Consider the following 23891-nt stretch of genomic DNA (forward strand, 5'->3'; position numbering starts at 1 on the left):
GCGTCACGCAGATCAGCGAAAGTAATCTTCACAGAGCATTTTGGCAGCGTGCAGGGCCAGCGCCTGAGTGGGCGCGTTGGTGTTGCCGCTAGTAATGTTGGGCATGATCGAGGCATCGATGACACGCAGATGCTCCACGCCTTTCACACGCAGGCGACCATCAACGACGGCACCTTCGTCCTTGCCCATGCGACAGGTGCCGACCGGGTGCCACATGGTGGTGGCGACGCGTTTGACCCATTCGCCAATCTGCTCATCGGATTGCACGCTGGGACCCGGTGAGACCTCTTCGTCGATCACCGGCGCTAGCGATTCCTGAGTCAGGACATGGCGCATGGCTTTCACCGACTCAACGGCCACTTTCAAATCGTATTCGTGGCCGATGAAATTTGGGTTGATCAGCGGCATAGAGGTAGGGTCAGCGTCAGCCAAACGTACCCAGCCGCGGCTTTTAGGCTGAAGCACCACTAACTCGAAGGTCACGCCGGGGCGCGTACCGGTAGGGCTCAAGCCGTCTTTGGAAATGATTGGTACGTGATAGCACTGAACGGTAGGGTCGCCCTGTAAGTTCAGGGGATCCCAATAGCTGACCGTCTCGATACCGCTGCCTGCGGCCGGGCCGTCTTTGGTCAGGATGTAGCGGATCCCTGCCTTCAGCGTCCCAAGGCCCTGGGCAACGCTTTGATAGCCCAAGTTCCCTTTCACATAGGCGCTGAGCGGTACGATAGGGTGGTCATGTAGGTTTTCGCCCACGCCGGGGGAATCGACCATCACCTCAATGCCGAATTCCTGCAACTGGGTCTTGGGGCCTATGCCGGAATGCATGAGAATCTTCGGGCTGTGTACCGCCCCGGCGCTGAGTATGACCTGCTTGCCCTGGATTTGCTGCGTAGTCCCGCCCTGGAGTATTTCGACCCCTACCGCGCGGTGGCTATCGATCAGCACCCGAGTGACCGTTGTGTTCGCCAGCAAGGTGACGCGGCCACTCTCCAGATGACGGCGCAGGTGCGCGACTACGGCACTGCAACGGCGACTGTTCTCGATGTTCGATTGCACCGGTGACACACCGATCTGGCTGGCGCCGTTGTAATCCGGATTGTAGGGCAGGCCGTATTCCTGAAATGCCTTCAGGCAATACTGGTTCAGTTCGTTGATCCCTTTGGGCAGCTGCACGGCCAGATTGCCTTGGGTGCCATGATGTTCATCATGGAACGTGTCGTTTTTTTCTTGCTCGATGAAGGCACGCCACATGCTGGCGTGATTCCAGTCCCCGTCGCCTGCGGTGGCTTCGTCCCACGCATCGAAGTCGCGTTTTTGGCCACGCACATACGCCATGGCATTTACCGACGTGCCTCCCCCCAACACCTTGCCGGAGCGAAAGCGTCGCTCAGTACCATGCTGGGCGACGGTGGAATGGGTCCACACGTGTTTATCCTTGGCCAGGATGGTGCCGAAGCCGGCTGGAATATGGATCAGCGGGTCGGAATCCTTGCCGCCGGCTTCGATCACGGCAATGCTGGCCCGACTGTTCTCGGCCAGATAACTGGCCACCACGCATCCGGCTGCACCACTTCCTACAATCAGCACGTCAAAGCTTTTAGTTGTCATATTTACCCACTGCGGATCGCTCTTGAACGGATGAGTATTGAGGGGGGATAGCGCACTGCCTATCAGACATCGCTATCAAAAGCCGAGATCAGGAATCGTTTAAGCGGGCGCTTTCGCTGTTCAGATTTTACAAATCTGAACAGTACAGTTGGACAACACATAGTACTTTGCCACTCTTTAAAAATCAAAAATAGCGCATTACGATAAAAGCGCTCTATATTGTCTGAGCAAGCTTGCCTACAATCCGGCCAGGCAGGTCCGTAATGATCGATCTGACAAGAGGAGCCTCCAGTGCCCAAAACGCTGCTGCAAAAACTCTGGGAAACGCACGTCGTACGTCATGACCCGGACGGTTCGGCGATGCTTTACATCGATCTGCAGTTGATCAATGAAGTCACCAGCCCCCAGGCTTTTGAAGGTTTATCGGCAGCGGGGCTGAACCCTTGGCGAAGCGGCACGATCATCGCCACCTCGGACCACAATGTGCCGACTAGGGACTTGGCTCTGGGCATTCAGGATCCGGTAGCGAAAATTCAGGTTCAGACGCTTGAGCGTAACTGCGATGACCTGAACCTGCGCCACTTTAAAATGGGTGATCAAAGGCAGGGCATTTTGCATGTCATCGCGCCTGAATCTGGCGCCAGTCTTCCGGGAATGACCATCGTCTGTGGCGACTCTCATACCAGTACCCATGGTGCTTTCGCGGCCTTGGCATTTGGCATCGGCACTTCCGAGATCGAGCACGTTCTCGCCACCCAGTGCCTGCGTGTTTCACCCATGGCGGCGATGAAGGTTCAGATCGACGGCGAATTGCAGCCGTTCGTGACCGCAAAAGACTTGGCCCTGAGCTTGATTCGCAAAATCGGTACTGCGGGGGCCACCGGTCATGCAATCGAGTTCACGGGCAGCACGGTCAGTAGCATGTCCATGGAAGCGCGGATGACCCTTTGCAATATGGCAATCGAAGCCGGAGCTCGCGTCGGGCTGATCGGTGTAGACGAGACCACACTGGCCTACCTGCACGGCCGACCTCATGCGCCGCGAGACGCAGGCTGGGAGGCCGCCGCTACGTTTTGGCGCACGCTTCACAGCGACCCTGGGGCAATTTTCCAACAGGTGGTGAACCTGGATGCAGCAAAAGTTGCCCCTCAAGTTTCATGGGGAACTTCTCCGCAAATGGTGTGCGATGTTCTAGAAAAGGTGCCCGACCCCGCGGACGAAGTAGACCCCGCTAAACGTCAGGCCTTGGTCAGCGCGCTCGACTATATGGGGATTACAGCGGGCACAGCCATCGTTTCAATCGAACTCGACAAGATTTTCATAGGCTCCTGCACCAATGCACGCATCGAGGACCTGCGGGCAGCTGCCCAGGTTGTAGTCGGTCAAAAAGTATCCACGCGTATCAAACAAGCATTGGTGGTGCCGGGATCAGGACAGGTCAAAGCCATGGCTGAAGCCGAGGGCTTGGACAGGATATTCATCGACGCTGGGTTTGAATGGCGCGAGCCCGGTTGTTCGATGTGCTTGGGAATGAACGAGGACCGGCTGCTCCCTGGGGAGCGTTGTGCATCTACGTCCAATCGCAATTTCGAGGGGCGTCAGGGGCAGGGTGGCAGAACTCACCTCGTGAGCCCGGTCACTGCAGCAGCGGCGGCCCTGGCAGGACATTTCGTTGATATAACCGCTGCCCAGATAAGGAGTTGAAAGGCCGTGAAACCATTCAAGCAGTTTTGTGCAGTAGCGGCGCCGCTTGATCGAATCAATGTGGACACGGACGCCATTTTGCCGAAGCAATTCATGAAATTGATCAGCAAATATGGCTATGGCGATTACCTGTTCGATAACTGGCGTTATCTAGACCAAGGCCAACCTGGGGACGACTGCTCGGTACGACCGCTCAACGAGCAGTTCATGCTCAACCAGCCCCGGTTCAAGTCAGCGCAAATCCTGCTGTGCCGAGATAATTTCGGTTGTGGTTCGAGCCGCGAGCACGCGCCGTGGGCCTTGCGTGATTTCGGGTTCAAAGCGCTGCTCAGCACCAGTTTCGCAGATATTTTTTATGGCAACTGCCTTAAGAACGGCGTGCTGCCCATCGTGTTGACCAAGGATGAAATGGATCACCTGTTCTCACTCGCGGCCCGTGATGCTGCGTTGCAACTTGAGATCAATCTAGCGGACCAAACCGTTTCCCAGCCTGAGGGCGTGATCTACCGTTTCGAGATCGATGCATTCCGCAAAAAATGCGTGATGTTGGGGCTCGATGAAATCAGCCTGACGCTCGCTCAAGCCGACGACGTGCGCTTATACGAAAGCAAGCGACGCGCCACCGAGCCTTGGCTGTTTCCAGAGAGCTGACGGCGTTGTGTATTTCATGATCCAGAAGACGCCAACACCGTCATTTTCTGCGTCATCTCGGCCCCGGCCTTCGCAACAATAGGCGCGAGCAGTGTTCTGACTTCCGGGGAGGCATCGACGACGGGTATCACGATGCTGATGCTGCCGATCACCCGTTTATCGTCAAAAACGGCGGCTGAAATACCCGCAGCGCTATTGCCCAATTCGCCTGAAGTGATGACTACGGACTCGTTTCTCAGCGATCTCAGTGTCTGCTTGACTTGCGCCCAATTGGCCCCAAGGCCAAAGCGCTCGAATTCGCCCGTTACGCCTTCGTAGTAGGGTTTGACCTGGCGCAATGGCAGGTGCGCCAGGATGACCTTTGAGGCTGCGCCTTGGTAAAGGGGCCTTGGGAGGCCGCGCTCATAGCTGATGTCTTGCTTGAAACGGGTGGTGAACTCCTCATGCACGCACATGACGTGCTCTTGGAAGTACCGGCATAAAATCGCGATGCTGTCAGCGGGGGCCGCATTCAGCATGTCACCCATGACCAACCTTGCAGCCTGGATCATCGGATCACCCAACCGCATTTTTCTATCCAACGCGATGATTGCTGGGCCCAGCACGTAGCGCCCCGGGGTAAAGGCGCTGATGTATCCGGCACCCGACAGGGTTCGAAAGTAACGGTACGTATGGCTCGCCGATAGTCCTAACTCGATCGCCGCTTCGTCCACAGACCAATCAGATTTGCTGTCTCCACTGAACAATTCGAGCAGGCGCATCAAGCGATCCTGGGAGCTGCCTTTGGGATCTTCTGCGCCTGAGACTTGCATGGCTGACGCGCCGGTTACCTGCTGCTTTATCAACCCTGCCCCCTTAGAAAGGTGTGCTTGACGGAGCCCGCATGTTACCGCCAAGCTCGACCACGAGGTGAGTAAAAACAAAAATAGCGCCATAAGATAAAAGCGTTGACACTTTTTGGAAAAAACATAATTATCGTATTACAACAAATAATACAAAACACCTTAAGGTGTGAGGGTTCCATCATGAGCCAGCTAGCGCAGCCATCGTCCCCCGTCCTCGACATCGCCCCTATTCTCGATCACGGAGAGTGGACGTCCTATCAAAAGCGAATTCTCTTCTTGGTCGCCCTCGTCATGGTGTTCGATGGCGTGGACGCGCAGGTGCTTAGCCTGTCGCTGTCCTCCATTTCAGCCGAATGGGGTATCAGCCGCGCAGCCTTTGCACCGGTGCTTGGATTCAGTTTCGTGGCCATGGCACTGGGGACGGCCCTCGGGGGCCTGTTGGGCGACCGCATCGGCAGAAAATGGACCCTCATCGCGTCCAGCGTAACGTTTGGCCTGATGACGTTATTGGGCGCGCTCGCCGATGACATCGTCTTTCTGGGCGTCTGCCGAGTGATTGCATCGTTGGGCATGGGAGCAGCCATGCCTAACGTCACGGCAATGCTGGCTGAGTACACACCTTTGCGCCGGCGCAGCCTTGCCCTCGCCATCGGGATGAGCGCGTTGCCTTTTGGCGGTATTGTCGTTGGCCTGTTAGGGGCGCAAATTCTTCCTGCCCTTGGCTGGCGCAGTTTTTTCGTGATTGCGGGGTGTGCGCCGTTGATCGTCGCGCTGACGCTGATCATTGGCGTCCCAGAGTCGCTGAGATTTCTGGTGGCGCGCGGCATCAAGCCGGCAGCGTGCCTGAACATCATTCGCCACCTGGGGCATGCGGTGTCATTGACCACCACGTTGGAGGACAGCGGCGAAGCGGCTGCAGTCAAGAAGGCTTCGGTGCGAACGTTAATGGCCAGCGAATATGCCGGCGACACACGGGTTCTGGCGGTCGCTTTCTTTACCGTGATTCTGTCTAGCTACCTCATGTTTACCTGGTCCCCCTCCCTGTTCGTCGAGGCCGGTTACAGCGTCAGTATGTCCAGCGCAAGTATGGCGTTGTTCAGCCTCGGTGGCCTGATTGGAGGGGTGGGCGGCGGCTGGCTGTTCAGTCGCTTCGGTTCGCGCAAAACCATGCTCTGCATGGCGGCGGGGGCGTTGGCCTGCTGCGCTGCGCTGATGGTAACGCCGTTGCAACCTGCTGCGAATTCGCTCCCTATCATCACCGTTAGCCTGCTGCTGCTCGGCCTCTGCGTACCGGGCACACAAGCAATCCTATTCGTGCTGGCGGCGCAGATATTCCCTACCTCAATGCGTGCAAGTGGCGTCGGTTTGCCCGCAGCTTTCGGACGGCTGGGCGCGGTGCTGAGCGCTTTCATCGGCCCCTGGATTCTTGCCAGCACAGGCACTCGGTTCTTCGGTTTTATAGCAGCCATGATGTTGATTCTTTTTGTCGCGCTGACCCTCGTCCGTCGCCACATCGCACGGACCGCAAACCAAGACCGTAGCGATGCACGGCTGAACGAAGTTCGATAGATAGGTAAGGAGATATTTGTGAGTAACAATGCCTTTAGAGATCACATTGCCCATGACAACATGACGCCCCTCTGGGAGGTATTGCGCGGGCTTACCCCGCGCGAGCCCAAGCAGACGGCGGACCCCGTAATCTGGCGCGCCGAAACCATTCGCCAAAATATGAAAATGGCCTGTGAGGTCATCTCCGCCGAAGATGCGGAGCGCCGTGTGCTTGTCCTAGAAAACCCTAAGTTTCGGGGCAAGTCGCAGATAACGTCATCCCTCTATGCGGGTATTCAAATGATCCTGCCCGGGGAGGTCGCCCCCAGTCATCGCCATACGGCGTCTGCGCTAAGACTGATTTTAAGTGGCCAGGGTGGGTTCACTACGGTGCATGGCGAAAAGGTACTAATGAACCCGGGTGACTTTGTCATCACGCCCACGAACGTTTTTCATGACCATGGTGCGCAGGGCACGGAACCTGTGATGTGGCTGGACGGCCTGGATGTGCCTGTTGTGCAAATGCTCAACGCCGGTTTCTCTGCTGATGACCCGAATCTACGTCAGGCCCTGACACGCCCGACAGGCGACTCCAATGCGCGATTCGCCGCTGGCCTGAGACCTGTAGGCGACACCCACGGCGGCCCCGTCAGCCCACTTTTTCACTACCCCTATTCGCGCACGCGTGCAGCGCTTGAACAGTTGTCGCTCGTCGATGAGTGGGACGCGTGCAACGGTTTCAAACTGATGTTTACCAACCCAACGAATGGGCTGTCCCCGATTCGCTCGATGGGTGCCTTTATGCAGATGTTCCCAGCAGGGTTCAAGGGCACGAGCTTTCGTGAAACCGACGGAGCTGTTTGCTGCGTGGTTGAAGGCAGCCTGCGCGTTCAGGTCGGTGACCAAACGTGGACAGCCTGCAAGGACGACGTATTTGTTGTTCCGGGTTGGGCATGGCGTTGTTTTGAGGCGGACGAGCAATGCGTACTGTTCAGCTTTTCCGATCGACCGTTGCAAGAACACCTCGGTTTTTGGCGCAGCGAAATCAATCCGAGCGCAACTACTACACCAGGAGAAAAACCATGAAAATTTGTCTGTTTAACGATAACCGTTTGGGCCTGATTGAGGGCGACATTGTCTATGACGTTTCCCAAGCACTGCGTATTTTGTCACCTGCCCGTTATCCGTTTCCGCGCCATGACCTGCTGATCGCTAACCTGGCCGAGCTACGCCCCGAAATCTCGCTTGCCAAGGGAAGCGCAGCGGTCTTCAAGTTAAGCGATGTCGAGCTGCTTAGCCCCGTCGGTAACCCAGGCAAAATTGTGGCTGCGCCTGTCAACTATCAAGCTCACCTTGATGAAGCCATCGCAGACACGGAGACGTTTACACGTGCCAATGTCCGAAAAATCCAGGAGACGGGCCTCTTCCTGAAAGCTACCAGCTCGCTGATCGGTGTCAGTAAACCGATTGTGATTAATCTTCCAGAGCGCCGTACCGATCACGAAATCGAGCTAGTCGCTGTTATTGGCAAGCGTGCCAAGGATGTGAAGGCGAAAGACGCACTGGCCTATGTTGCCGGATACAGCATTGGCCTGGACATCACGATCCGCGGGCCTGAAGAGCGAAGCTTGCGCAAATCGTTGGACACTTACTCGGTGTTGGGGCCATGGCTTGTCACGGCTGATGAGCTCAGCGACCCACAGGGCTTGGAGTTGCTGCTGGAGGTTAATGGTGAGAAACGCCAGCACGCCAATACTCGGGATTTGATCATGAACGTGGCAGAGCTGATCGAATTCGCCTCGACCTATTACACACTTGAGCCGGGTGATTTGTTGTACACCGGAACGCCCGAAGGTGTGGGTCCCATTGTTCACGGTGATCAGATCAAAGCACGAATTGAAGGGATTGGTGAAATTGTTGTCGAGGTCGTGTCGTCATGAGCCTACAAGATCCAATTGTAATCATTGGGGGGGGCATTGGTGGTCTGGCAGCAGCGCTGGCACTCTCACATAAGGGCTTCAAAACGCTCTTGATCGAACAGGCCGAAGAGTTTCGCGAAGTCGGTGCGGGGATCCAGGTGGGCCCTAACGGTTTTCGCGTGTTGGAGACGCTCGGCGTTGCTGATCAAGTACGCGAACTGACCGTGTTACCCGATGATTTGATCTTCATGGACAGTGTCAGCGCTGAGATGGTTACCACCATCCCGACAGGCGCAGCGTTTCGGGAACGTTTCAAGTATCCCTACGCCTTGGTGCATCGTGCGGACCTGCATTCGGTTCTTCTGGCCGCGTGTCGCGAGTCCGCTGATGTCGAATTCAGGATCGCCACAAAAGTGGTGGGCTACGAAGATGATGGCCTGTCCGTATGCGTGACCACTGACCAAGGTGAAACCATTCGGGGTTGCGCACTGATTGGCGCAGATGGATTGTGGTCGAAAGTCAGAGAGAAAATTGTCGGTGACGGTGCGCCTGTGGTCTCCGGGCACATTGCGTACCGGGCGGTGTTGCCCATTGAGGACGTGCCGCTTGAGTTTCGACGCAACTCGATGATTCTTTGGGGGGGGCCAAAGTCCCACCTGGTCCAGTACCCGCTTCGAGGTGGAAAACTATTCAACCTGGTGGCAGTCTTCCACAGCGACCGCTATGTAGAGGGTTGGAACACCGAGGGCGACCCTGAAGAATTACGCCGTCGGTTTGCCGGCACGTGTGACACCGTACAAACGCTCCTGTCCAAAATTGAAAGCTGGCGGATGTGGGTATTGTGCGATCGTGAACCCGTGAAAAACTGGAGTCAGGGACGTACCACACTTCTGGGCGATGCAGCGCATCCCATGTTGCAATACCTTGCACAAGGGGCGTGTATGGCGATGGAGGATGGCGTCGTACTCGCACAGGAGATCGAAAAGTGTCAGGGTGATTTTGAGTCGGCTTTTAAAGCCTATCAGGCTCGCCGATACCTTCGCACGGGCCGTTGTCAGGTCATGGCACGTGTTCATGGTGAGTTCTACCACGCCGAGGGAGTTGCGGCCGAACTACGTAACAACATGCTCGGCACCCGTACTCCTGAACAGGCGTATGCCGGTCTCTCTTGGTTGTATGACGCGGTAATTTAGAAATCCAGTGACGATCAATTATTCAACGGTGCTCAGTTGCCGGGTTGATCGTCGCTTTCAGCTGCACGCAATGATCATTCTATAAAAATAAAAAGGGTGAAATCGTGAACAACAAAAATTGCGCGCCACTCGTGTGGCCGGCGTTACTGTATTTTTGTGCGCCGGGCTTGGCATGGGCTGAGGATTCGGATTTTTTTAAAGATTCAACCGCTACACTGCAAGCCAGAAATTACTACTTTCAACGCAACTACTTAGATATTCGTGGGACCGAGAAACCCAAGGCTGAAGAGTGGGCTCAAGGCTTCATTCTTAATTTCAAATCCGGTTATACCCCAGGTACTGTTGGGTTTGGTATCGATGCTGTTGCCACCTTGGGTCTCAAACTCGATAGTGGCCGTGGGCGGGTAGGGACGGGCTTGCTGTCTATCAAGGATAGCGGGGCCCCTGCCGACGATTACAGTCGTTTGGGGCCAACCTTAAAAGCCAGGTTTTCTAAAACCGAGCTGAGACTGGGTGAACTTCAACCCGACATTCCCGTGTTGCCCTTCAGCGACATTCGGTTGCTTCCACCATCCTATCAGGGTGTCTCCTTTTCCAGTAGCGAACTTGCTGGACTGACCCTTCAAGGCGGGCGTATCAAATCGACTAGCCTTCGAAATGAAGCCGGGGACGAAAAATTGATCGCCATGTTGGGCTATATCCCGCAACGCGCGTCGCCCAGTGATGCCTTTAATTATATGGGGGGTGACTATAGTTTTAATGAGTCACGTACCACCGTCAGTGGTTGGTACGCCCAACTGGAGGACATTTACCGGCAGAGTTATGTTGGCATTAAGCATAAGCAGTTAGTGGGGCGTTGGTCACTAAGCGGTACGTTGGCACAGTATGATGCTGTTGAAGATGGTGATCACCTAATCGGGAAGGTCGATAACCGCGCTCTGTATGGCACACTCGGGGTGGCAAGGTCCGGGCATGCTGTGACCGTAGGGTACCAAAGAATGTACGGTGACACCGCGTTCCCCCGGGTGTTCGCCAATATTGCGCCCTTGGCCAATGAACTGCCCACTTATGACTTTTCATCACAAGACGAGGTGTCTTATCAGGTGCGTTACGACTATGACTTTGCGGCGGTGGGGGTACCGGGCCTGCTGTTTTCGACTAGATACGTCGTGGGGAACAACGTTGAGACAGGGCGCGGCTATGAAGGTAAAGACAGCGAACGCGATATCGATATGTCTTATGTTTTCCAGAGCGGGCCTGTCAAGGGATTCGGCATCAGGCTTCGCGACGCGGTAGCGCGGTCTAATTACAGAACTGATATTGACGAGTATCGCGTCGTCCTCAGTTATACCTGGAAGCTCCTATAGCGTTGCGTTCGCCCCAGCCCTGCGTGCCAACATCAGGCTTAACCCCAGGACCCGTGCGCGGTCACTGTGGGTCTTCTGCTCAGCCCCCCCCCTCGCGGCTGCACCCCACTACTTAGTGGGGGGAAGGTTTTGCAGGAGCTTGACCTTGCTTGTTAGCACGGTCAGTACAGTCGATATCCACGCGCGATCCTGGGACACCCAAGGAAACTGTGAGCACTGTCTGGATGTGTTATCCCACAAAGTTTTGACTGGCTCTGGTACGAGTTCCGGGGGAAACACGACCCAAGAATGGCAGTCGTGGATTTCACGCTAGATGTCCGCTTCTCGCGGATTTCTATAGCTAGATAGGCCGTCCGTCCGTCGATTGATCTTGAACTGATGATCTGCATGCTGGACGTGGGCTATTGCTACGGCATTCGCTCAGAGCCGCGATTGTGCGAAGGCCCATTGAATATGGCGTATCGCTGGTTCTGCCGGTTGAGCCTTGAAGATGAAATACCCAATCATTCGACGTTTTAAAAATCCACACGGCCGTTTTCGCGACAGCGATCTCTTTCGCTGGTTGTTTAATGAAGTGCTGGGTCGCTGCATGGACGTAATCTACGAATCTATGAGAACTCAGCACTAATGATGCCGGCTTATGAAAGTGGTAGTGATCCAGTGGCGGCGTACGCTGGAAAAGACATCATTGATTCGGTCGGTTGATGATCGTAAGTGGAGGACAAAACTGCACTGGGTCGATCACCCAGCAGGTTCCAAGCGCGCTTCTTTTCTTCGGCGTAATCATGATACAGGTAGTGACGTCTCACCCGAGATCCGGCCAGTACATGGTTTTGGCACCGATCGATAACATCCAGATCTGACTGCTTGCAGGCCCTGGCAGGAATTGGCACAGTGCCAACAAGTCTGCATAACTGCGTTCGGACAACCAGCGCCGTCGTGTGACGAACTCGTCACGGAAATAGCCTAAGTGCACGATGGGGCCGCCGAAGGAGCTCAGTCCAAGGCGCAGAAAGATGAGAAAGACAGACCACGGGCTGTGGTGGTCAGTGTGGGTGTTTGTCATGCGTTTGCCTTCGTGCATGAAAGTAGCCGAAGGTTTGCCAGGTACCCGGCCGTCCGAGTGAGGCAAACCTGCTGGGCTGAATAGCTGGCGCTCTTGCGCCCAGGAGCAGTGCCAACGACACACCGAGCATGACCGTCAAAGAGCCTTCATTGGCCAGATTGACGCCATCAAGGCTTACGCCGGCATTGGCGAGCGCAAATAACGGCATGATTACATAGGCGACCCAGATGACCGGCGAAGAGCGAACCACGCCGTGGCGCACTTAGCGGATGGCAGCATTTTTTTCGACAGGGAGAGTTCATAGGCAGCGTAGATAGGGGGAGCAGGGACGGGCATAAAATTATTAAAATTACATATTTACAAATCTATATATGGCGAATAGCATTTGCATGTCCGTGAAGTAGCCACGCACCGGACACACAGACCGAAGCGACGTTGTAACGCGCGGGGCGGCTAACCTGCGCCAGCCAAGGGCTGGCTCGCTGCTCCCATCCCTCAATAGAAGGAGACCCAAAATGACCCGTGTTGTCCGTTTTCATCAGATCGGCGGCCCCGAAGTCTTGCAGATCGAAGAGCTCGAAGTTGGCGCTCCGGGCTCCGGCGAGCTGCGCATCCGCGTCGAGGCGATCGGCCTGAATCGCGCGGAAGCCATGTTCCGCTCGGGTGTGTACCTGGAGCCGACGCATCTGCCGGCCCGGCTCGGCTACGAAGCTTCCGGCATCGTCGAGGCGCTGGGCAGCGGCGTTCACGGCTTCGAGGTTGGCGAAGCGGTCAGCGTGATTCCGGCTTTTTCCATGAACAAGTTTGGCGTCTATGCCGAGCAGGCGATCGTGCCGGCCACGGGGGTTCTGAAGCGGCCGGCGGGCGTCGGCGCGGTGAAGGGGGCGGCGATCTGGATGCAGTATCTGACCGCCTATGGCGCACTGATCGAGATTGCCCAACTCAAGCGCGGTGATGCGGTGATCATCACGGCGGCTTCGAGCAGCGTCGGCTTGGCCGCGATCCAGATCGCCAACAGCGTCGGCGCCATTCCGATCGCGACGACCCGGACGCGCGCGAAGGAGGCGGCGCTACGCGAGGCGGGGGCGGCGCATGTGATCGCCACCGAGGAGCAGGACCTGGTCGCGGAGGTAATGCGGATCACCGACGGCCGCGGCGCGCGCATCGCCTTCGACCCGGTCGCGGGGCCGCAAGTCGAAACACTGGCGCAAGCGATGAGTCAGCAGGGCCTGCTTTTCATCTATGGCAATCTCAGCGGTCAGGAGACGCCGTTCCCGGCCTTGGTAGCGATGAACAAGGCCCTGAGCGTGCGCGGCTACACGCTGTTCGAACTGACCGGTGATCCGCAACGCTTGGCGCCTGCGCAAGCCTTTATCACGCGCGGCCTCGAGGCCGGACAGCTGAAGCCGATCATTGCCAAGACCTTCCCCTTCGAGCAGATCGTCGAAGCGCACCGTTACATGGAATCGAACCAGCAGTTCGGCAAGATCGTCGTCACGGTATCTCGGTAGAGGCAGTTCGTGAAAGACCAGGAGAGGGCAGAGTCGCCTTTCCCGCGACTGCGGAAATGACTCGACGCTGCCCCTTCATCCCCGCCACGCTGGAGCTGGGCGGCAAATCGGCGAATATCGCGTTGGGCTTACTGGAATACGTCACGCATGGTGATGTCGTCGTAACAACAGGAGGTACGTCATGGTCAAAGTAGCGTTGTTCGTTCGTCTGGAAGCAAAGCCTGGGAAAGAGAAAGAGGTAGAGAACTTTCTCTTGAATGGCCTTCCAATAGTGGAGGAAGAGCCAGCCACTACGGCGTGGTTCGGAATCCGCTTGGGGCCGTCCACCTTTGGCATCTTTGACGCCTTCCCGGATGAAGCAGGTCGGCAGGCTCATCTTTCGGGCAAGGTCGCAGCGGCGCTTATGGCAAAGGCTGCCGAGCTGTTTGCCAAACCGCCGTCAATCGAGAAGGTTGACGTCCTGGCGGCCAAGCTACCCGGCTAAGCAAACCCAACAAGGCGCTCCAGTCGCGTCCCTGCCGCTTTGCGGCGGCAGGGACGCGACTGGGCTTGGACGTCCACCGGCCTGTTCTAAACGGAGCGCTCGAGAGGTGCCTGTCCAGGCACTAGCATCTATTTATCTACAAACGCAAATATATAGGTAGTTACACATGAAAGATTCCATTCTTTTCGAAAGCACCACGCTGGGCCCCTACAGCCTGAAAAACCGCATCGTCCTGCCGCCGCTGACCCGTTCGCGTAGCTCGCAGCCAGGCAACATTCCCAATGACCTGATGGCGACCTACTACCGCCAGCGTACCGGTGCCGGCTTCATGGTCACCGAGGGCACCCAGATCGAGCCGCGCGGCCAGGGCTACGCCTGGACCCCGGGCATCCACAGTGCCGAACAGATCCTCGGCTGGCGCAAAGTGACCGATGCGGTACACGCCGAGGGCGGCACCATCTTCGCTCAGCTCTGGCATGTCGGCCGGGTCTCGCACACCTCGTTGCAACCCAATGGCGAAGCCCCGGTGGCGCCATCGGCGATCCCGGCCGAGGGCGTCAGCGTATTCATCGAGACAGGTCCCGGCACCGGCGCCCTGGCGCCGCCTTCGATGCCACGTGCACTGACCACCGCCGAGGTCAAGGAGCTGGTACAGCTCTATGCACAGGCCGCTCGCAACGCCCTCGACGCCGGTTTCGACGGCGTGGAAATCCACTCCGCCAACGGTTATCTGATCAACCAGTTCATTTCCGCGCACAGCAATCAGCGCGACGACGAGTACGGCAGCTCGTTGCAAAATCGCCTGCGCTTCCTCCGTGAGGTGACCCAGGCGGTGGCCGCGGTGGTCGGTAAAGACCGGCTCGGCGTGCGTTTCGCCCCGTTGTTCGCCAGCACCGACGAGGCCCGCGTATATCTCGGCCTGGTCGAAGAAAACCCACACGAGACCTATGTCGAAGCGGTCAAGGTGCTGGAAGAAGTCGGCATCGCTTACCTGTCGCTGGCCGAGGCGGATTGGGAAAACGCACCGGAGCTGCCGGAAAGCTTCCGCAGCGCGGTGCGCGAGGTCTTCAGCGGGCGCATCCTCTATGCCGGCAAATACACCGCCGAGCGAGGCAAGCGTGTGCTCGAGGCGGGCTGGGGCGATCTGGTCGCCTTCGGCCGTCCGTTCATCGCCAACCCGGACCTGCCCAAGCGGATTGCCAATGGCTGGCCGCTGAACCCGGTCGATCCGGCCAGCATGTACGGCGGAACCGCTGTCGGCTACACCGACTATCCGACCTATGGCGGATAGTCCGCTCGAGGTGCCGGCCCCCGAGCGATACGGTTCGGGGGCCGGCGCATTGTCGGTTGAGCGGGCATATCGTAATATAGCAAAAAATAGTTATCGTGCGTGACCTATGAGTATCGACGTAAGCGAAGCGCTGAAGGCGCTAGACAACCCAACACGCCTGAACATCCTCAGTTGGCTGAAGGATCCGCGTCATCATTTCCCCGAGCAGGAGGTGGATCCTGAGCAGGTCGGTGTCTGCGTGAGCATCATCCAGGATCGGGTAGGCCTGTCGCAGTCGACCGTCTCGCTGTATCTCGCTGCCTTGCAGCGGGCGCAACTGGTGACCTCACAACGCATCGGTCCCTGGACTTATTACAAACGCCATGAGCAGAACATCGCGGCGTTCCAGGTGGCCTTGAAAGCGCTGATTTGATGCCTGCTCGCAGGCGTTTTTTCAGCCCTTCAAAATCTATATTTTGAAATATGTAGGAGAGAAGATGTTAACTCCGAATTCCATTCCCTATCAGCAACAACCTGGCTTTCAGCACACCTACCGCCAAGGCCGCCTGAGCCTAGGTCTTTTCTTCCCCCTCGAAGCCTTTACCGGCGATACGCCGAGTATGCTCGACCAAGTGAACCTGGCCCAACGCGCCGAGAAGCTGGGTTTCTCTGCCCTCTGGTTTCGCGACGTGCCGTTACGCGACCCCAGCTTCGGTGATTCGGGCCAGGTCTTCGATCCCTGGGTCTACCTGGGTTTTATGGCGGCACACACTCGCTCGATTGCGCTGGGCACCGCGTCGGTCATCCTGCCAATCCGCAATCCCCTACACACCGCCAAGGCCGCAACTAGTGTCGATCAGCTCAGCGGTGGCCGCCTGTTACTCGGCGTGGCTTCCGGTGACCGTCCAGTAGAGTTTCCGGCATTCGGTGTCGACCCGGAGCAACGCGACAGCCTGTTCCGCGAATACCTCAAGGTATTTCGCGAGGTTCAGCGCAGCAGTTTCGTGCCTTTGACCTGGTCCGGCGGCACGCTTGAGGGGGCCGATCTGATTCCCAAGCCGACGACGGCGGAAATTCCTTTCTTCGTCACCGGCCATAGCCGCCAGACGCTGGAGTGGATCGCCCGCTGCAGTCATGGCTGGATCAGCTATCCGCGTGCACCGAAGACTCAGCAGCTGATTGTCGAGGACTGGCGCAAGGCGGTTCGTGCCGAATGTGGTGAACTGTTCAAACCCTTCACCCAGTCGCTATACATCGACCTGACAGATAACCCGCAGACACCACCTCGGCCGATCCACCTGGGCTATCAACTGGGGCGACATCACCTGATCCCGCTGCTGCACAGCTTGCAGGAGATCGGCGTTAACCATGTGATCATCAATTTGAAATACGGCCAACGCCCCGCAGGTGAGGTCATTGAGGAACTCGGTCAGTTCGTTCTACCTGACTTCGTCATGTCAGCATAAGCCGGCGTGGTGAGGCATCAAATCATTATCCGTGGGGATTGCTCATGAGTTTCAAGGCAGTATTGCTTAACAAGGACCAGCAGGGGTTCTCTGCTCGTGTGACTGAGCTTGGTTGATACCACGGCCGCTGGCGATTCGTTCAACGCGGGTTATCTCGCCAGCAGGCTGGACGGCGGCACTCCACAACATGCAGCTGCCGAAGGCCATAGGCTGGCCGGGCGGGTGATTCAGTATCCGGGGGCATTGATTGCAAGGGAGGTGATGCCGGATTGACAACATGTAGCCGTTTGACTCCGGCCGGAATGGCTCAGGTAACGTCGCGGTGAAGCTGGTAGGCGATGCTACGCAACGGCACTGATAATCAACCGGATCGGGCAACTGCCCGACCCATTCATCCCGAAAGAAGCACCCTCATACCGCGATTGCGAAGCAACCCGAACAATAGTAAACCGGTCGAACCGGCGTCGGCAAAACCCTCGAATGACCAGGTGCGTAAAGTACGTAATAGCAATTGGGAACCGACGCGCGAATAGCCCATCATGGCTCTGCTGGTGCAGATGTCACTCGTCTATCAGAGGTCGGTGACCAACCCTCCGCAGCCCACGTGACCTATCAAAGGGTCAGCGAAGTACCATCAAATAGACACCGCAGGCGAGTGCCATTAGCCCAGCCGGGATGGCCAGCAAGGAGATCCGGTCGATCAGCTTGGACTGATAAATGACATCGGCGAGGTCGTCTGTCTCTGCGGATGCACGTCGCTTCAGTACGGGCACAAGGCACAGTGCATTGCCGAGAACAGCGATGCCTCCTGCCACAACTTTTAGGGCATAAATGCCGTCGAAGCGCGCAGGCTCGATGAGCAGCAATCCGGTCACCAGCACCACGCTGAAGGCGGGCATCTCGAAGAACAGATCGATCTGGCTGTGCAGCCTGGCGACTGTGAAGCCCTGACTCCGACTCTGTGCTCGGGTGCGTTCAAGCAGGTACTCGACCGCTACGACGCCCAGCCAGAAGGCCACGGCGAAAAGATGTAGTTGAAGCAAAAGGTTAAATCGCATGGTGTTCTCCTCAGTCCCTGATCAAACCTGGCGTCTTAGTTGGTGCATCGGAGCGTCTGTCGGGATGATCGCGCTCAAGAAAGCGACGCAGCCCCTCGCGGGTCTCGGGTTGATGGATGGAACGGTTGAAGCACTCCGCCTCGATGCGCAAGCCCTCAGCCAGGGGTTGACCATAGCCGCGGATCGCGGCCTCCTTGTCCGCGCACATGGCGGGTTGAGGGAGGGCACAGAGGAATTTGGCCAGCTCCATCGCACGCTCCAGTGAGCGCCCTTTGGGGACCACTTCATTGGCCAAGCCAATGGAGAGGGCTTCAGAGGCCGAGATGACCTTGCCTGTCAGGATCAGCTCCATTGCCCTGCCCAACCCCACGATGCGCGGCAGGCGTTGGCTGCCGCCATCGGCCAGGCCAATGTTCCAGCGGCGACAGGTCACACCGAAGGAGGCGTGCTCCTCGGCGATGCGCATGTCTGCGAAGCAGGCCCATTCCAGGCCGCCGGCGTAGGCAGCGCCATTCACAGCAGCGATCACGGGCTTGTAGATGTCCGTCCAACGGCTGGGTCCGAGAATACCCGGGCGCTCGCCGCGGTCGTGCGCAGCAATCTCGTCCGCGGTGGAAGGCACCAGGTCAAATCCTGCCTCAAGGTCTCCACCGGTACAGAAAGCTTTGTCGCCGGCACCAGTGATGATCGCAACCAGAGCACTCTGGTCATCCCGGAAACGTGTCCAGGCCTCCACCAGCTCCAAGTGGGTGGTTGGCCCAATGCAGTTGCGCTTGTCTGGGCGATTGAAACGGATGACCCTGATAGGGCCGTGTGTCTCGTAGTCGATTTGGGTAAAAGCCATAGCAGCTAGCCCTCTTGTTATTGTTCTGTGCGGATGATCAATGCCACGCCACGCGCTGATTGAGCGGGAAGCGCAACCGTGGGTTGTAGACCGCGCGTTCTCCCGGCATCCCGACGGGCCAGGGCAGGTTTGCTTCTGAGGAATTTTTCATCAGAAGTTGACGGCGCGGCGGCATCCGCGATCCATGCCCACAAATAGCCAAAAACAACGGTACCCAGCAGTTCAAGGAAGTCCGGCGCAACCAAACCCACAACGTCCCGGTTGAAAACCGTATCGACCGATAGTTGCTGAACCAATGGTTCGAACTCGGCCCCCCATGACGCCAAGGTCGTGACGACCCCTTCCAGTCCTGGACGCTGGCGCAGACGCTCGGCTAGCGCGGGGATGTGGCTGAGGAAGATCCCCAAGCGCTGTCCCTGATCGCTCAGGGTCTTGCGCCCCAGCAAGTCCAGAGACTGGATGTAGTTTGTGCCTTCATAGATCGGACAGATGGCCGCATCGCGCAGCAGCTGCTCCATGCCGGTTTCGACGATGTAACCGTGCCCACCGAACAGCTGGAGAGCGGACGAGATATGTGTACCCGCGTGCTGAGACAGGTAGCCCTTGACGATGGGGGTCAACAACTCTGCCAGCTGTGAGGCCTGCTTACGTCGCGCGTCATCCGGGTGGCAACGCGCTTCATCAAGCAGGGTGCCGACCCAGGCGCAGAGCAAGCGTGCTGGCTCAATAAACAGCCGCTGCTGAACAAGGCTCGACTTGACGCCAATATGACTTAACAGAGGGTCAGCGGGTTGATCGGGGTGCGTGGCACCATTCAGCGCGCGGCCTTGCAAGCGCTCCTGGGTGTAGCGCAGCGCGTTCTGGTAAGCGACCTCGGTCAAACCTACGGTTTGGACACCGACGGCGAGCCGTGCGCTGTTCATCAGCAGGAACATGCAGGCAAGGCCACGGTTCAATTCGCCGACGCGGTAGCCCCTGGCATTCTCGAATGCCAGGGCGCATGTGGCGTTGGCACGAATGCCATGCTTGTGCTCAAGCGCGATGACCGACACCCCGTTGGCTGAGGCAGGAACCTCCAATTGGTATTTCGGCACGACGAATAGGCTGAGGCCGCCAGTACCTGCCGGGGCCCCTTCCGTTCTGGCGAGCACCAGGTGAACGATGTTCTCGGTCAGGTCGTGATCGCCGTTCGAGATGAATATCTTGGTTCCACTCAGGAGGTAGGAGCCGTCCGACTGTGTGACTGCAGTCGTGCGAATCAAACCAAGATCGCTGCCAGCCTGAGGCTCGGTAAGGCACATGGTGCCAAGCCATTCGCCACTGGCTAGCTTGTCGGAAAACAGGGATCGAACCCGCTCATCGCCGAATCGGTCGACACAACGGAGAACACCTTCGCGCACGTTGGCGAAAATGCTGAAAGACAGGTTGGTGGAGGCGAGCATCTCGTCAAAAAAGACACCTGCCGTTCCTGGGAAACCTTGCCCCCCAATGGACAGTGGGACCGTCAGAGCAGGCCAGCCGTTCTCCTGAAACAGGCGGTAAGCTGACTTGAAGCCCTGTGGGGTTTTGACCCCACCCTGTTCAAGCCTGCAACCCTCGGCATCGCCGCTGCCGTTCAAGGGCAGCAGTTGCTCTTGGGTGAGCTCGGCACCGACCTCCAGAGTGGCCCTGAACAGGTCGGCGTCGATATGGTGGTGCTCTGGCAGCAGAGGCAACAGCTCTGAAAGTCGAAGAACCTTGTGAGCGAGGAAGTTGAACTCCTCCAGTGGTGCTTGGTACTGCAGCATCTCTTGCCCCTGCCTTATTGGTTAACGACCTTTGAACACCGGTTCGCGCTTCGGTGGGCGATTTTGTCGAAAGTACGACAGCGATTACCGCCAGCATCGGTCAGGTCAAGGACCTCTCCGCGCAGACGGGCATGCTGGCGCTCAATGCGGCCATCGAAGCGGCGCGTGCCGGAGAGAGGGGGCGCGGCTTCAGCGTGGTGGCCGACGAAGTGCGTAACCTGGCACAACGCTCTGCGCTGGCGGCCAACTCGATCAACCAGCTGACGTTGAAGCTGGAGAGCCAGTCCGGGATCGTCGACCAGGCATTGAGCGCGGGCACTGTGGCATTGGAAGAAAGCGGCCGGCTGCTGAGTGAGTTGGAAAGCACCCTGCAGCAGGCAACGGAACTGGTGGGTGACTCTACGCGCGGGGTTGACCGGATCGCCGATGCGGTAAGCGTGCAGAGCGAGGGTGGGCGAGGCATCGTGGCCAACGTCGAGCACATCGCACGCATGGCCGGCGAGGGTGATGCGATCACCCATCAGGTATCCGGAGCCGTGGTGTCTTTGCGCGAGCTGTCCGATGAGCTGAATGTGGCGGTGGGACGTTTTCGCTACGAGGCCTGATTCGCTTGAGACTTCGCCGTCCTGAATATCAGCAGCAGCGGTATGACGCCGATGGATAACCACATCAGCAGCTTGAAGTCATCCAGGTAAGCCACCCAGCTGGCCTGCACAGTGATCAAGCCATCCAGTGCTGCACGCCCGCTGGCGGTCAATGGATTGAGCTGATGGTTGACAGGCCAGGCATCGAACAGGCGGTTGAACGGCGTCACGTATGCACCGATTTCGGCATGGTTTATCTGGGTGTTTTGCGCCAGCAGCACCGTAACGATCGAGATGCCAACGCTCGAACCGACGTTGCGTGACAGGTTGTACAGGCCCGTGGCTTCGCCTCGCAAATGCGGGGGCAGGGTGGTAAAGGCGATGGTGGTCAGCGGGACGAACAACAGACCCAGGCTCGCGCCCTGAATAAAGCCGACGTAGATGATGGTGTCGATGGACACGGCCGGCGTCCAGCCGGTCATCATGTACATCGACCAGGCGGACAGCAACAAACCGCAAAACAGTATCCAGCGAATATCCACTTTGCCGATGATCTTCCCGGCAAGGAACATGCTGAGCATCGTCCCCAGTCCGCGTGGCCCCATGACCATGCCGGCGGTGAGCACCGGGTACCCCATCAGGGTTTGCAGGTAGGGTGTCATCAGTGCCAGCGAGGCCAGGTAGGTGATGCCAATGATAAAGATAAACACCACCGCCACCGAGTAATTGCGATCTTTGAACAGCTTCAGGCTGATAAAGGGCTTGTCATGAGTGAAGGTGTGGACAATGAAGATGTACGAAGCGACGGCGGCCACCAGCGCTTCCAGGATGATTTCCCCGGAGTCGAACCAGCCCAGTTGTTCGCCGCGGTCGAGGAACAATTGAATCGACATGATCGCCACGCTGAGCGAGCCAAAGCCCAGCCAGTCCAGGCGTGCAGTCTTGTCGGCCGGGGTTTCCCGTATGAAGCGGGTCATGCCGATAAAGGCCAGCAACCCGATAGGCAGGTTGATGAAGAACACCCAGCGCCAGCTGAGGTGTTCCGTCAGCCAGCCGCCGAGCATCGGACCTAATACCGGGCCGACCATGACCGATACCCCGAACAGGGCCACTGCCGACCCTCGGTCTTTCTGCGGGTAAATATCCAGCAGAATGCCTTGCGATAAGGGCACCAATGCCGCCCCGGCCACCCCTTGCAGCAGGCGGAACAGGATGATTTCTTCCAGGGAGCGGGCGATGCCACAGAGCACCGAGGCCAATACAAAACCGAAGATCGACCACAGCAATACGCGCTTGCGACCGAAGCGTCGGGCAAGGAATGCCGAGGGCGGCGTCATGATGGCTGTGGCGACGATGTAGGAAGTCAGCACCCAGTTAATCTGATCGGCGCTGGCCGATACGCTGCCCTGCATAAAGGGCAGTGCGACGTTGGCGATGGTGGTGTCCAGCGCCTGCATGACCACCGCCAGCACCACGCACAGTGTGATCAGTACCCGCAGCGGCGAGGGCGGCAGCGGTCCGGACACGTCATTCATGATGGCGTGCGAGCAGGTTTGCCAGTGGCTTGGGCAGGCCTCGTGCGGTGCCGGTGTCGATATCTACCACGGCGCTCATGCCATGGCGCAGCGCCGGTTTGCCGACAGCATCGTCGATATGGATGCGTACCGGAATGCGCTGCACGACTTTCACCCAGTTGCCCGTGGTGTTCTGGGCCGGCAGCAGGGAGAAGCTCGAACTGGAGGCCGGGCTGATGCTTTCCACGGTGCCATGCCAGGTGATACCCGGATAAGTGTCTACCTCGATGGTGACGCCCTGGCCAATCCGGGCGTTGGTCAGCTCGGTTTCTTTCGGGGACGCCGCGACCCACAGTCGCTCGCTGGAGACCAGGCTGAAGCCCGATTGGGGTGGTTGCAGATACGCGCCCACTTGCAGCGAGTCAACGTTGGTGACGACGCCGTCGAACGGGGCGATGACCACGGAGTTTCGCAGGTTGCGTTCGGCTTCATTCAGGGCCGCCAGCGCCTGCAAGTAGGAAGGATGCTGCTCAAGTGGTCTGTCCAGGCGCCCACCCAGTTGGGCCAACGCCGCGGCAGCCTGGGCCTTGGCGACCGATACTTGCTGACGGGTATTGTCGAGGTCCTGGTGGGCGTCGTCGTAGATAGTCCTTGAGACGGCGGCAACGCTGACCAGCTTTTCCAGCCGTTGCAGATTGGTCTGGTAAAACGGCAATTTGGCTTCAGCCTGGGCGATTTCGGCCAGAGATTGGTTGTAGCTCGCCTTGAGGTAGAGGATCTGGTTGCGCGCGTTCTCCAGCTGCGCCCTGGCGCTGGCCACGGCGATTTCAAACGGCTCGGGCTTGAGGCGGAACAAGACCTGGCCTTTGCTCACGGTCTGGTTGTCACTGACTTCAATGGCCGCGACGATCCCGGCGACATCGGTTGAAACTCCCACCCGCTCGGCCTGGATATAAGCGTTGTCGGTACTCACGACCTGGCCACCCAACACATACCAGGCGGCGCAGGCCACGACACTGATCGGTGCCAGCAAAAACAGACCGATGCGCCAGCGTTGGCGCGCCGTGTCATTCGGTTCTTGAGCATCGCCATCAAGGGCGGAAGCCTCGGGCGCCTGCATCCGGGGTTTTTCCACGGGCTCGAGCGGTCGGGCTTCGGCGTGCACGGCAGGGCGCTGCAATGTCGGCTCAGCCATGTTTCACCTCGCGCGCAACGTCATGGAGGACAAAGCCGAGGGTGGATTGGGTCATCGTCAGCGCACCTTGGAGTTAATGAGCAAGCTAATGGTAATCAGGCTTATGGATTGCTCGCTAGCTATTTTCCATTAGAACATGATCACTAATAGAAGAAATGTCCATTTGTAGGTGGCCTAAAGAGCGGAAATGTGTCTATTGAACCAAGGTTCGTAGAGGGTTGTGGCCACATCTTGCGGTTTTCGTTGGCTGTAAATAATTTCAACAGAAAACAAAATA

At 57.8% G+C, this 23891-nt stretch carries 19 protein-coding genes and 6 pseudogenes; 15 read left to right on the top strand and 10 right to left on the bottom strand.

Annotation, left to right across the window (positions count from 1 at the left end):
* Window positions 1–12: 12 nt before the first annotated feature.
* Window positions 13–1608: a GMC family oxidoreductase gene (locus F8N62_RS00535; protein ID WP_032904492.1), complete on the bottom strand. Its 1596-nt coding sequence runs from the start codon at window positions 1606–1608 to the stop codon at window positions 13–15.
* Window positions 1609–1899: 291 nt separating this feature from the next.
* Between F8N62_RS00535 and leuC the strand changes: the two genes are divergently transcribed.
* Both leuC and leuD read left to right on the top strand, forming a co-directional pair.
* The gene (gene leuC, locus F8N62_RS00540; RefSeq protein ID WP_020300863.1) at window positions 1900–3312 is read left to right on the top strand and encodes a 3-isopropylmalate dehydratase large subunit; all 1413 of its coding nucleotides are present in this window, start codon (window positions 1900–1902) and stop codon (window positions 3310–3312) included.
* Window positions 3313–3318: 6 nt separating this feature from the next.
* On the top strand, window positions 3319–3963 hold the full coding sequence (leuD, locus tag F8N62_RS00545; protein WP_020300862.1) for a 3-isopropylmalate dehydratase small subunit: 645 nt from the start codon (window positions 3319–3321) through the stop codon (window positions 3961–3963).
* Between the two features lie 14 nt (window positions 3964–3977).
* Here the strand turns inward: leuD and F8N62_RS00550 are convergent, their stop codons facing one another.
* On the bottom strand, window positions 3978–4724 hold the full coding sequence (locus F8N62_RS00550) for an IclR family transcriptional regulator (protein WP_032904489.1): 747 nt from the start codon (window positions 4722–4724) through the stop codon (window positions 3978–3980).
* Between the two features lie 264 nt (window positions 4725–4988).
* Between F8N62_RS00550 and F8N62_RS00555 the strand changes: the two genes are divergently transcribed.
* The 6 genes and pseudogenes from F8N62_RS00555 to F8N62_RS00580 all read left to right on the top strand — a co-directional run.
* Window positions 4989–6377 carry an MFS transporter gene (locus tag F8N62_RS00555; RefSeq protein ID WP_020300860.1) on the top strand — a complete coding sequence of 463 codons (1389 nt, stop codon included), beginning with the start codon at window positions 4989–4991 and terminating at the stop codon, window positions 6375–6377.
* Between the two features lie 18 nt (window positions 6378–6395).
* Entirely contained in the window at window positions 6396–7442 is a 1047-nt protein-coding gene (locus tag F8N62_RS00560; protein WP_020300859.1) for a cupin domain-containing protein, read from the top strand.
* Window positions 7439–8296, top strand: coding sequence for a fumarylacetoacetate hydrolase family protein (locus F8N62_RS00565; RefSeq protein ID WP_020300858.1), 858 nt, complete (start codon window positions 7439–7441; stop codon window positions 8294–8296). Before F8N62_RS00560 ends, F8N62_RS00565 begins: the two co-directional genes overlap by 4 nt.
* A complete protein-coding gene (locus F8N62_RS00570; RefSeq protein WP_077748053.1) occupies window positions 8293–9468 on the top strand; it encodes a 3-hydroxybenzoate 6-monooxygenase in 1176 nt (391 codons plus the stop codon). The genes F8N62_RS00565 and F8N62_RS00570 overlap by 4 nt, the downstream gene beginning before the upstream one ends.
* 104 nt (window positions 9469–9572) lie before the next feature.
* Window positions 9573–10835, top strand: coding sequence for an OprD family porin (locus tag F8N62_RS00575; RefSeq protein ID WP_077748054.1), 1263 nt, complete (start codon window positions 9573–9575; stop codon window positions 10833–10835).
* Window positions 10836–11189: 354 nt separating this feature from the next.
* Window positions 11190–11427 (top strand): annotated as a pseudogene (locus F8N62_RS00580) (transposase); the annotation flags it as partial.
* Between the two features lie 46 nt (window positions 11428–11473).
* Here the strand turns inward: F8N62_RS00580 and F8N62_RS31640 are convergent.
* From F8N62_RS31640 to F8N62_RS31645, 3 pseudogenes are all read right to left on the bottom strand, one after another.
* Window positions 11474–11692, bottom strand: a pseudogene (locus F8N62_RS31640) (site-specific integrase); the annotation flags it as partial.
* Window positions 11686–11901, bottom strand: a pseudogene (locus F8N62_RS00590) (chromate transporter); the annotation flags it as partial. The pseudogenes F8N62_RS31640 and F8N62_RS00590, both read right to left, overlap by 7 nt.
* Before the next feature lie 97 nt (window positions 11902–11998).
* Window positions 11999–12127: pseudogene (locus F8N62_RS31645) on the bottom strand (Na+/H+ antiporter NhaA); the annotation flags it as partial.
* A gap of 289 nt (window positions 12128–12416) precedes the next feature.
* Here F8N62_RS31645 and F8N62_RS00600 point away from each other — a divergent pair.
* The 6 genes and pseudogenes from F8N62_RS00600 to F8N62_RS00625 form a co-directional block, all read left to right on the top strand.
* Window positions 12417–13412 (top strand): zinc-dependent alcohol dehydrogenase family protein, encoded by a 996-nt coding sequence (locus tag F8N62_RS00600; protein ID WP_032902064.1) that lies wholly within the window; start codon window positions 12417–12419, stop codon window positions 13410–13412.
* A 181-nt stretch (window positions 13413–13593) separates the two neighbouring features.
* Window positions 13594–13896, top strand: a complete 303-nt coding sequence (locus tag F8N62_RS00605) for a putative quinol monooxygenase (protein ID WP_150578558.1) — start codon at window positions 13594–13596, stop codon at window positions 13894–13896.
* A 166-nt stretch (window positions 13897–14062) separates the two neighbouring features.
* Window positions 14063–15187, top strand: a complete 1125-nt coding sequence (locus F8N62_RS00610; protein ID WP_032902060.1) for an alkene reductase — start codon at window positions 14063–14065, stop codon at window positions 15185–15187.
* Between the two features lie 106 nt (window positions 15188–15293).
* Window positions 15294–15599, top strand: a complete 306-nt coding sequence (locus F8N62_RS00615; RefSeq protein ID WP_017735055.1) for an ArsR/SmtB family transcription factor — start codon at window positions 15294–15296, stop codon at window positions 15597–15599.
* A gap of 64 nt (window positions 15600–15663) precedes the next feature.
* On the top strand, window positions 15664–16632 hold the full coding sequence (locus tag F8N62_RS00620; protein ID WP_044275553.1) for an LLM class oxidoreductase: 969 nt from the start codon (window positions 15664–15666) through the stop codon (window positions 16630–16632).
* A 108-nt stretch (window positions 16633–16740) separates the two neighbouring features.
* Window positions 16741–16905 (top strand): annotated as a pseudogene (locus F8N62_RS00625) (PfkB family carbohydrate kinase); the annotation flags it as partial.
* A gap of 347 nt (window positions 16906–17252) precedes the next feature.
* Here F8N62_RS00625 and F8N62_RS00630 read toward each other — a convergent pair.
* The 3 genes from F8N62_RS00630 to F8N62_RS00640 are packed head-to-tail and all read right to left on the bottom strand — an operon-like array spanning window position 17253 to window position 20321.
* Window positions 17253–17690 carry a hypothetical protein gene (locus F8N62_RS00630; RefSeq protein ID WP_032902057.1) on the bottom strand — a complete coding sequence of 146 codons (438 nt, stop codon included), beginning with the start codon at window positions 17688–17690 and terminating at the stop codon, window positions 17253–17255.
* A 10-nt stretch (window positions 17691–17700) separates the two neighbouring features.
* Window positions 17701–18534 (bottom strand): enoyl-CoA hydratase/isomerase family protein, encoded by an 834-nt coding sequence (locus F8N62_RS00635; RefSeq protein ID WP_032902055.1) that lies wholly within the window; start codon window positions 18532–18534, stop codon window positions 17701–17703.
* Window positions 18535–18551: 17 nt separating this feature from the next.
* Window positions 18552–20321, bottom strand: coding sequence for an acyl-CoA dehydrogenase family protein (locus tag F8N62_RS00640; RefSeq protein WP_150709206.1), 1770 nt, complete (start codon window positions 20319–20321; stop codon window positions 18552–18554).
* A 50-nt stretch (window positions 20322–20371) separates the two neighbouring features.
* Between F8N62_RS00640 and F8N62_RS00645 the strand changes: the two are divergent.
* Window positions 20372–20926 (top strand): annotated as a pseudogene (locus tag F8N62_RS00645) (methyl-accepting chemotaxis protein); the annotation flags it as partial.
* Here the strand turns inward: F8N62_RS00645 and F8N62_RS00650 are convergent.
* Window positions 20914–22440: a DHA2 family efflux MFS transporter permease subunit gene (locus tag F8N62_RS00650; RefSeq protein WP_057005023.1), complete on the bottom strand. Its 1527-nt coding sequence runs from the start codon at window positions 22438–22440 to the stop codon at window positions 20914–20916. The pseudogene F8N62_RS00645 and the gene F8N62_RS00650 sit on opposite strands and share 13 nt — an antisense overlap.
* Window positions 22433–23614, bottom strand: coding sequence for an HlyD family secretion protein (locus F8N62_RS00655; RefSeq protein WP_057005024.1), 1182 nt, complete (start codon window positions 23612–23614; stop codon window positions 22433–22435). Before F8N62_RS00655 ends, F8N62_RS00650 begins: the two co-directional genes overlap by 8 nt.
* Window positions 23615–23891 lie beyond the last annotated feature (277 nt).

This window comes from Pseudomonas fluorescens (assembly GCF_902497785.1).
In the GTDB taxonomy this organism is placed as follows: Bacteria; Pseudomonadota; Gammaproteobacteria; order Pseudomonadales; family Pseudomonadaceae; genus Aquipseudomonas; species Aquipseudomonas fluorescens_BO.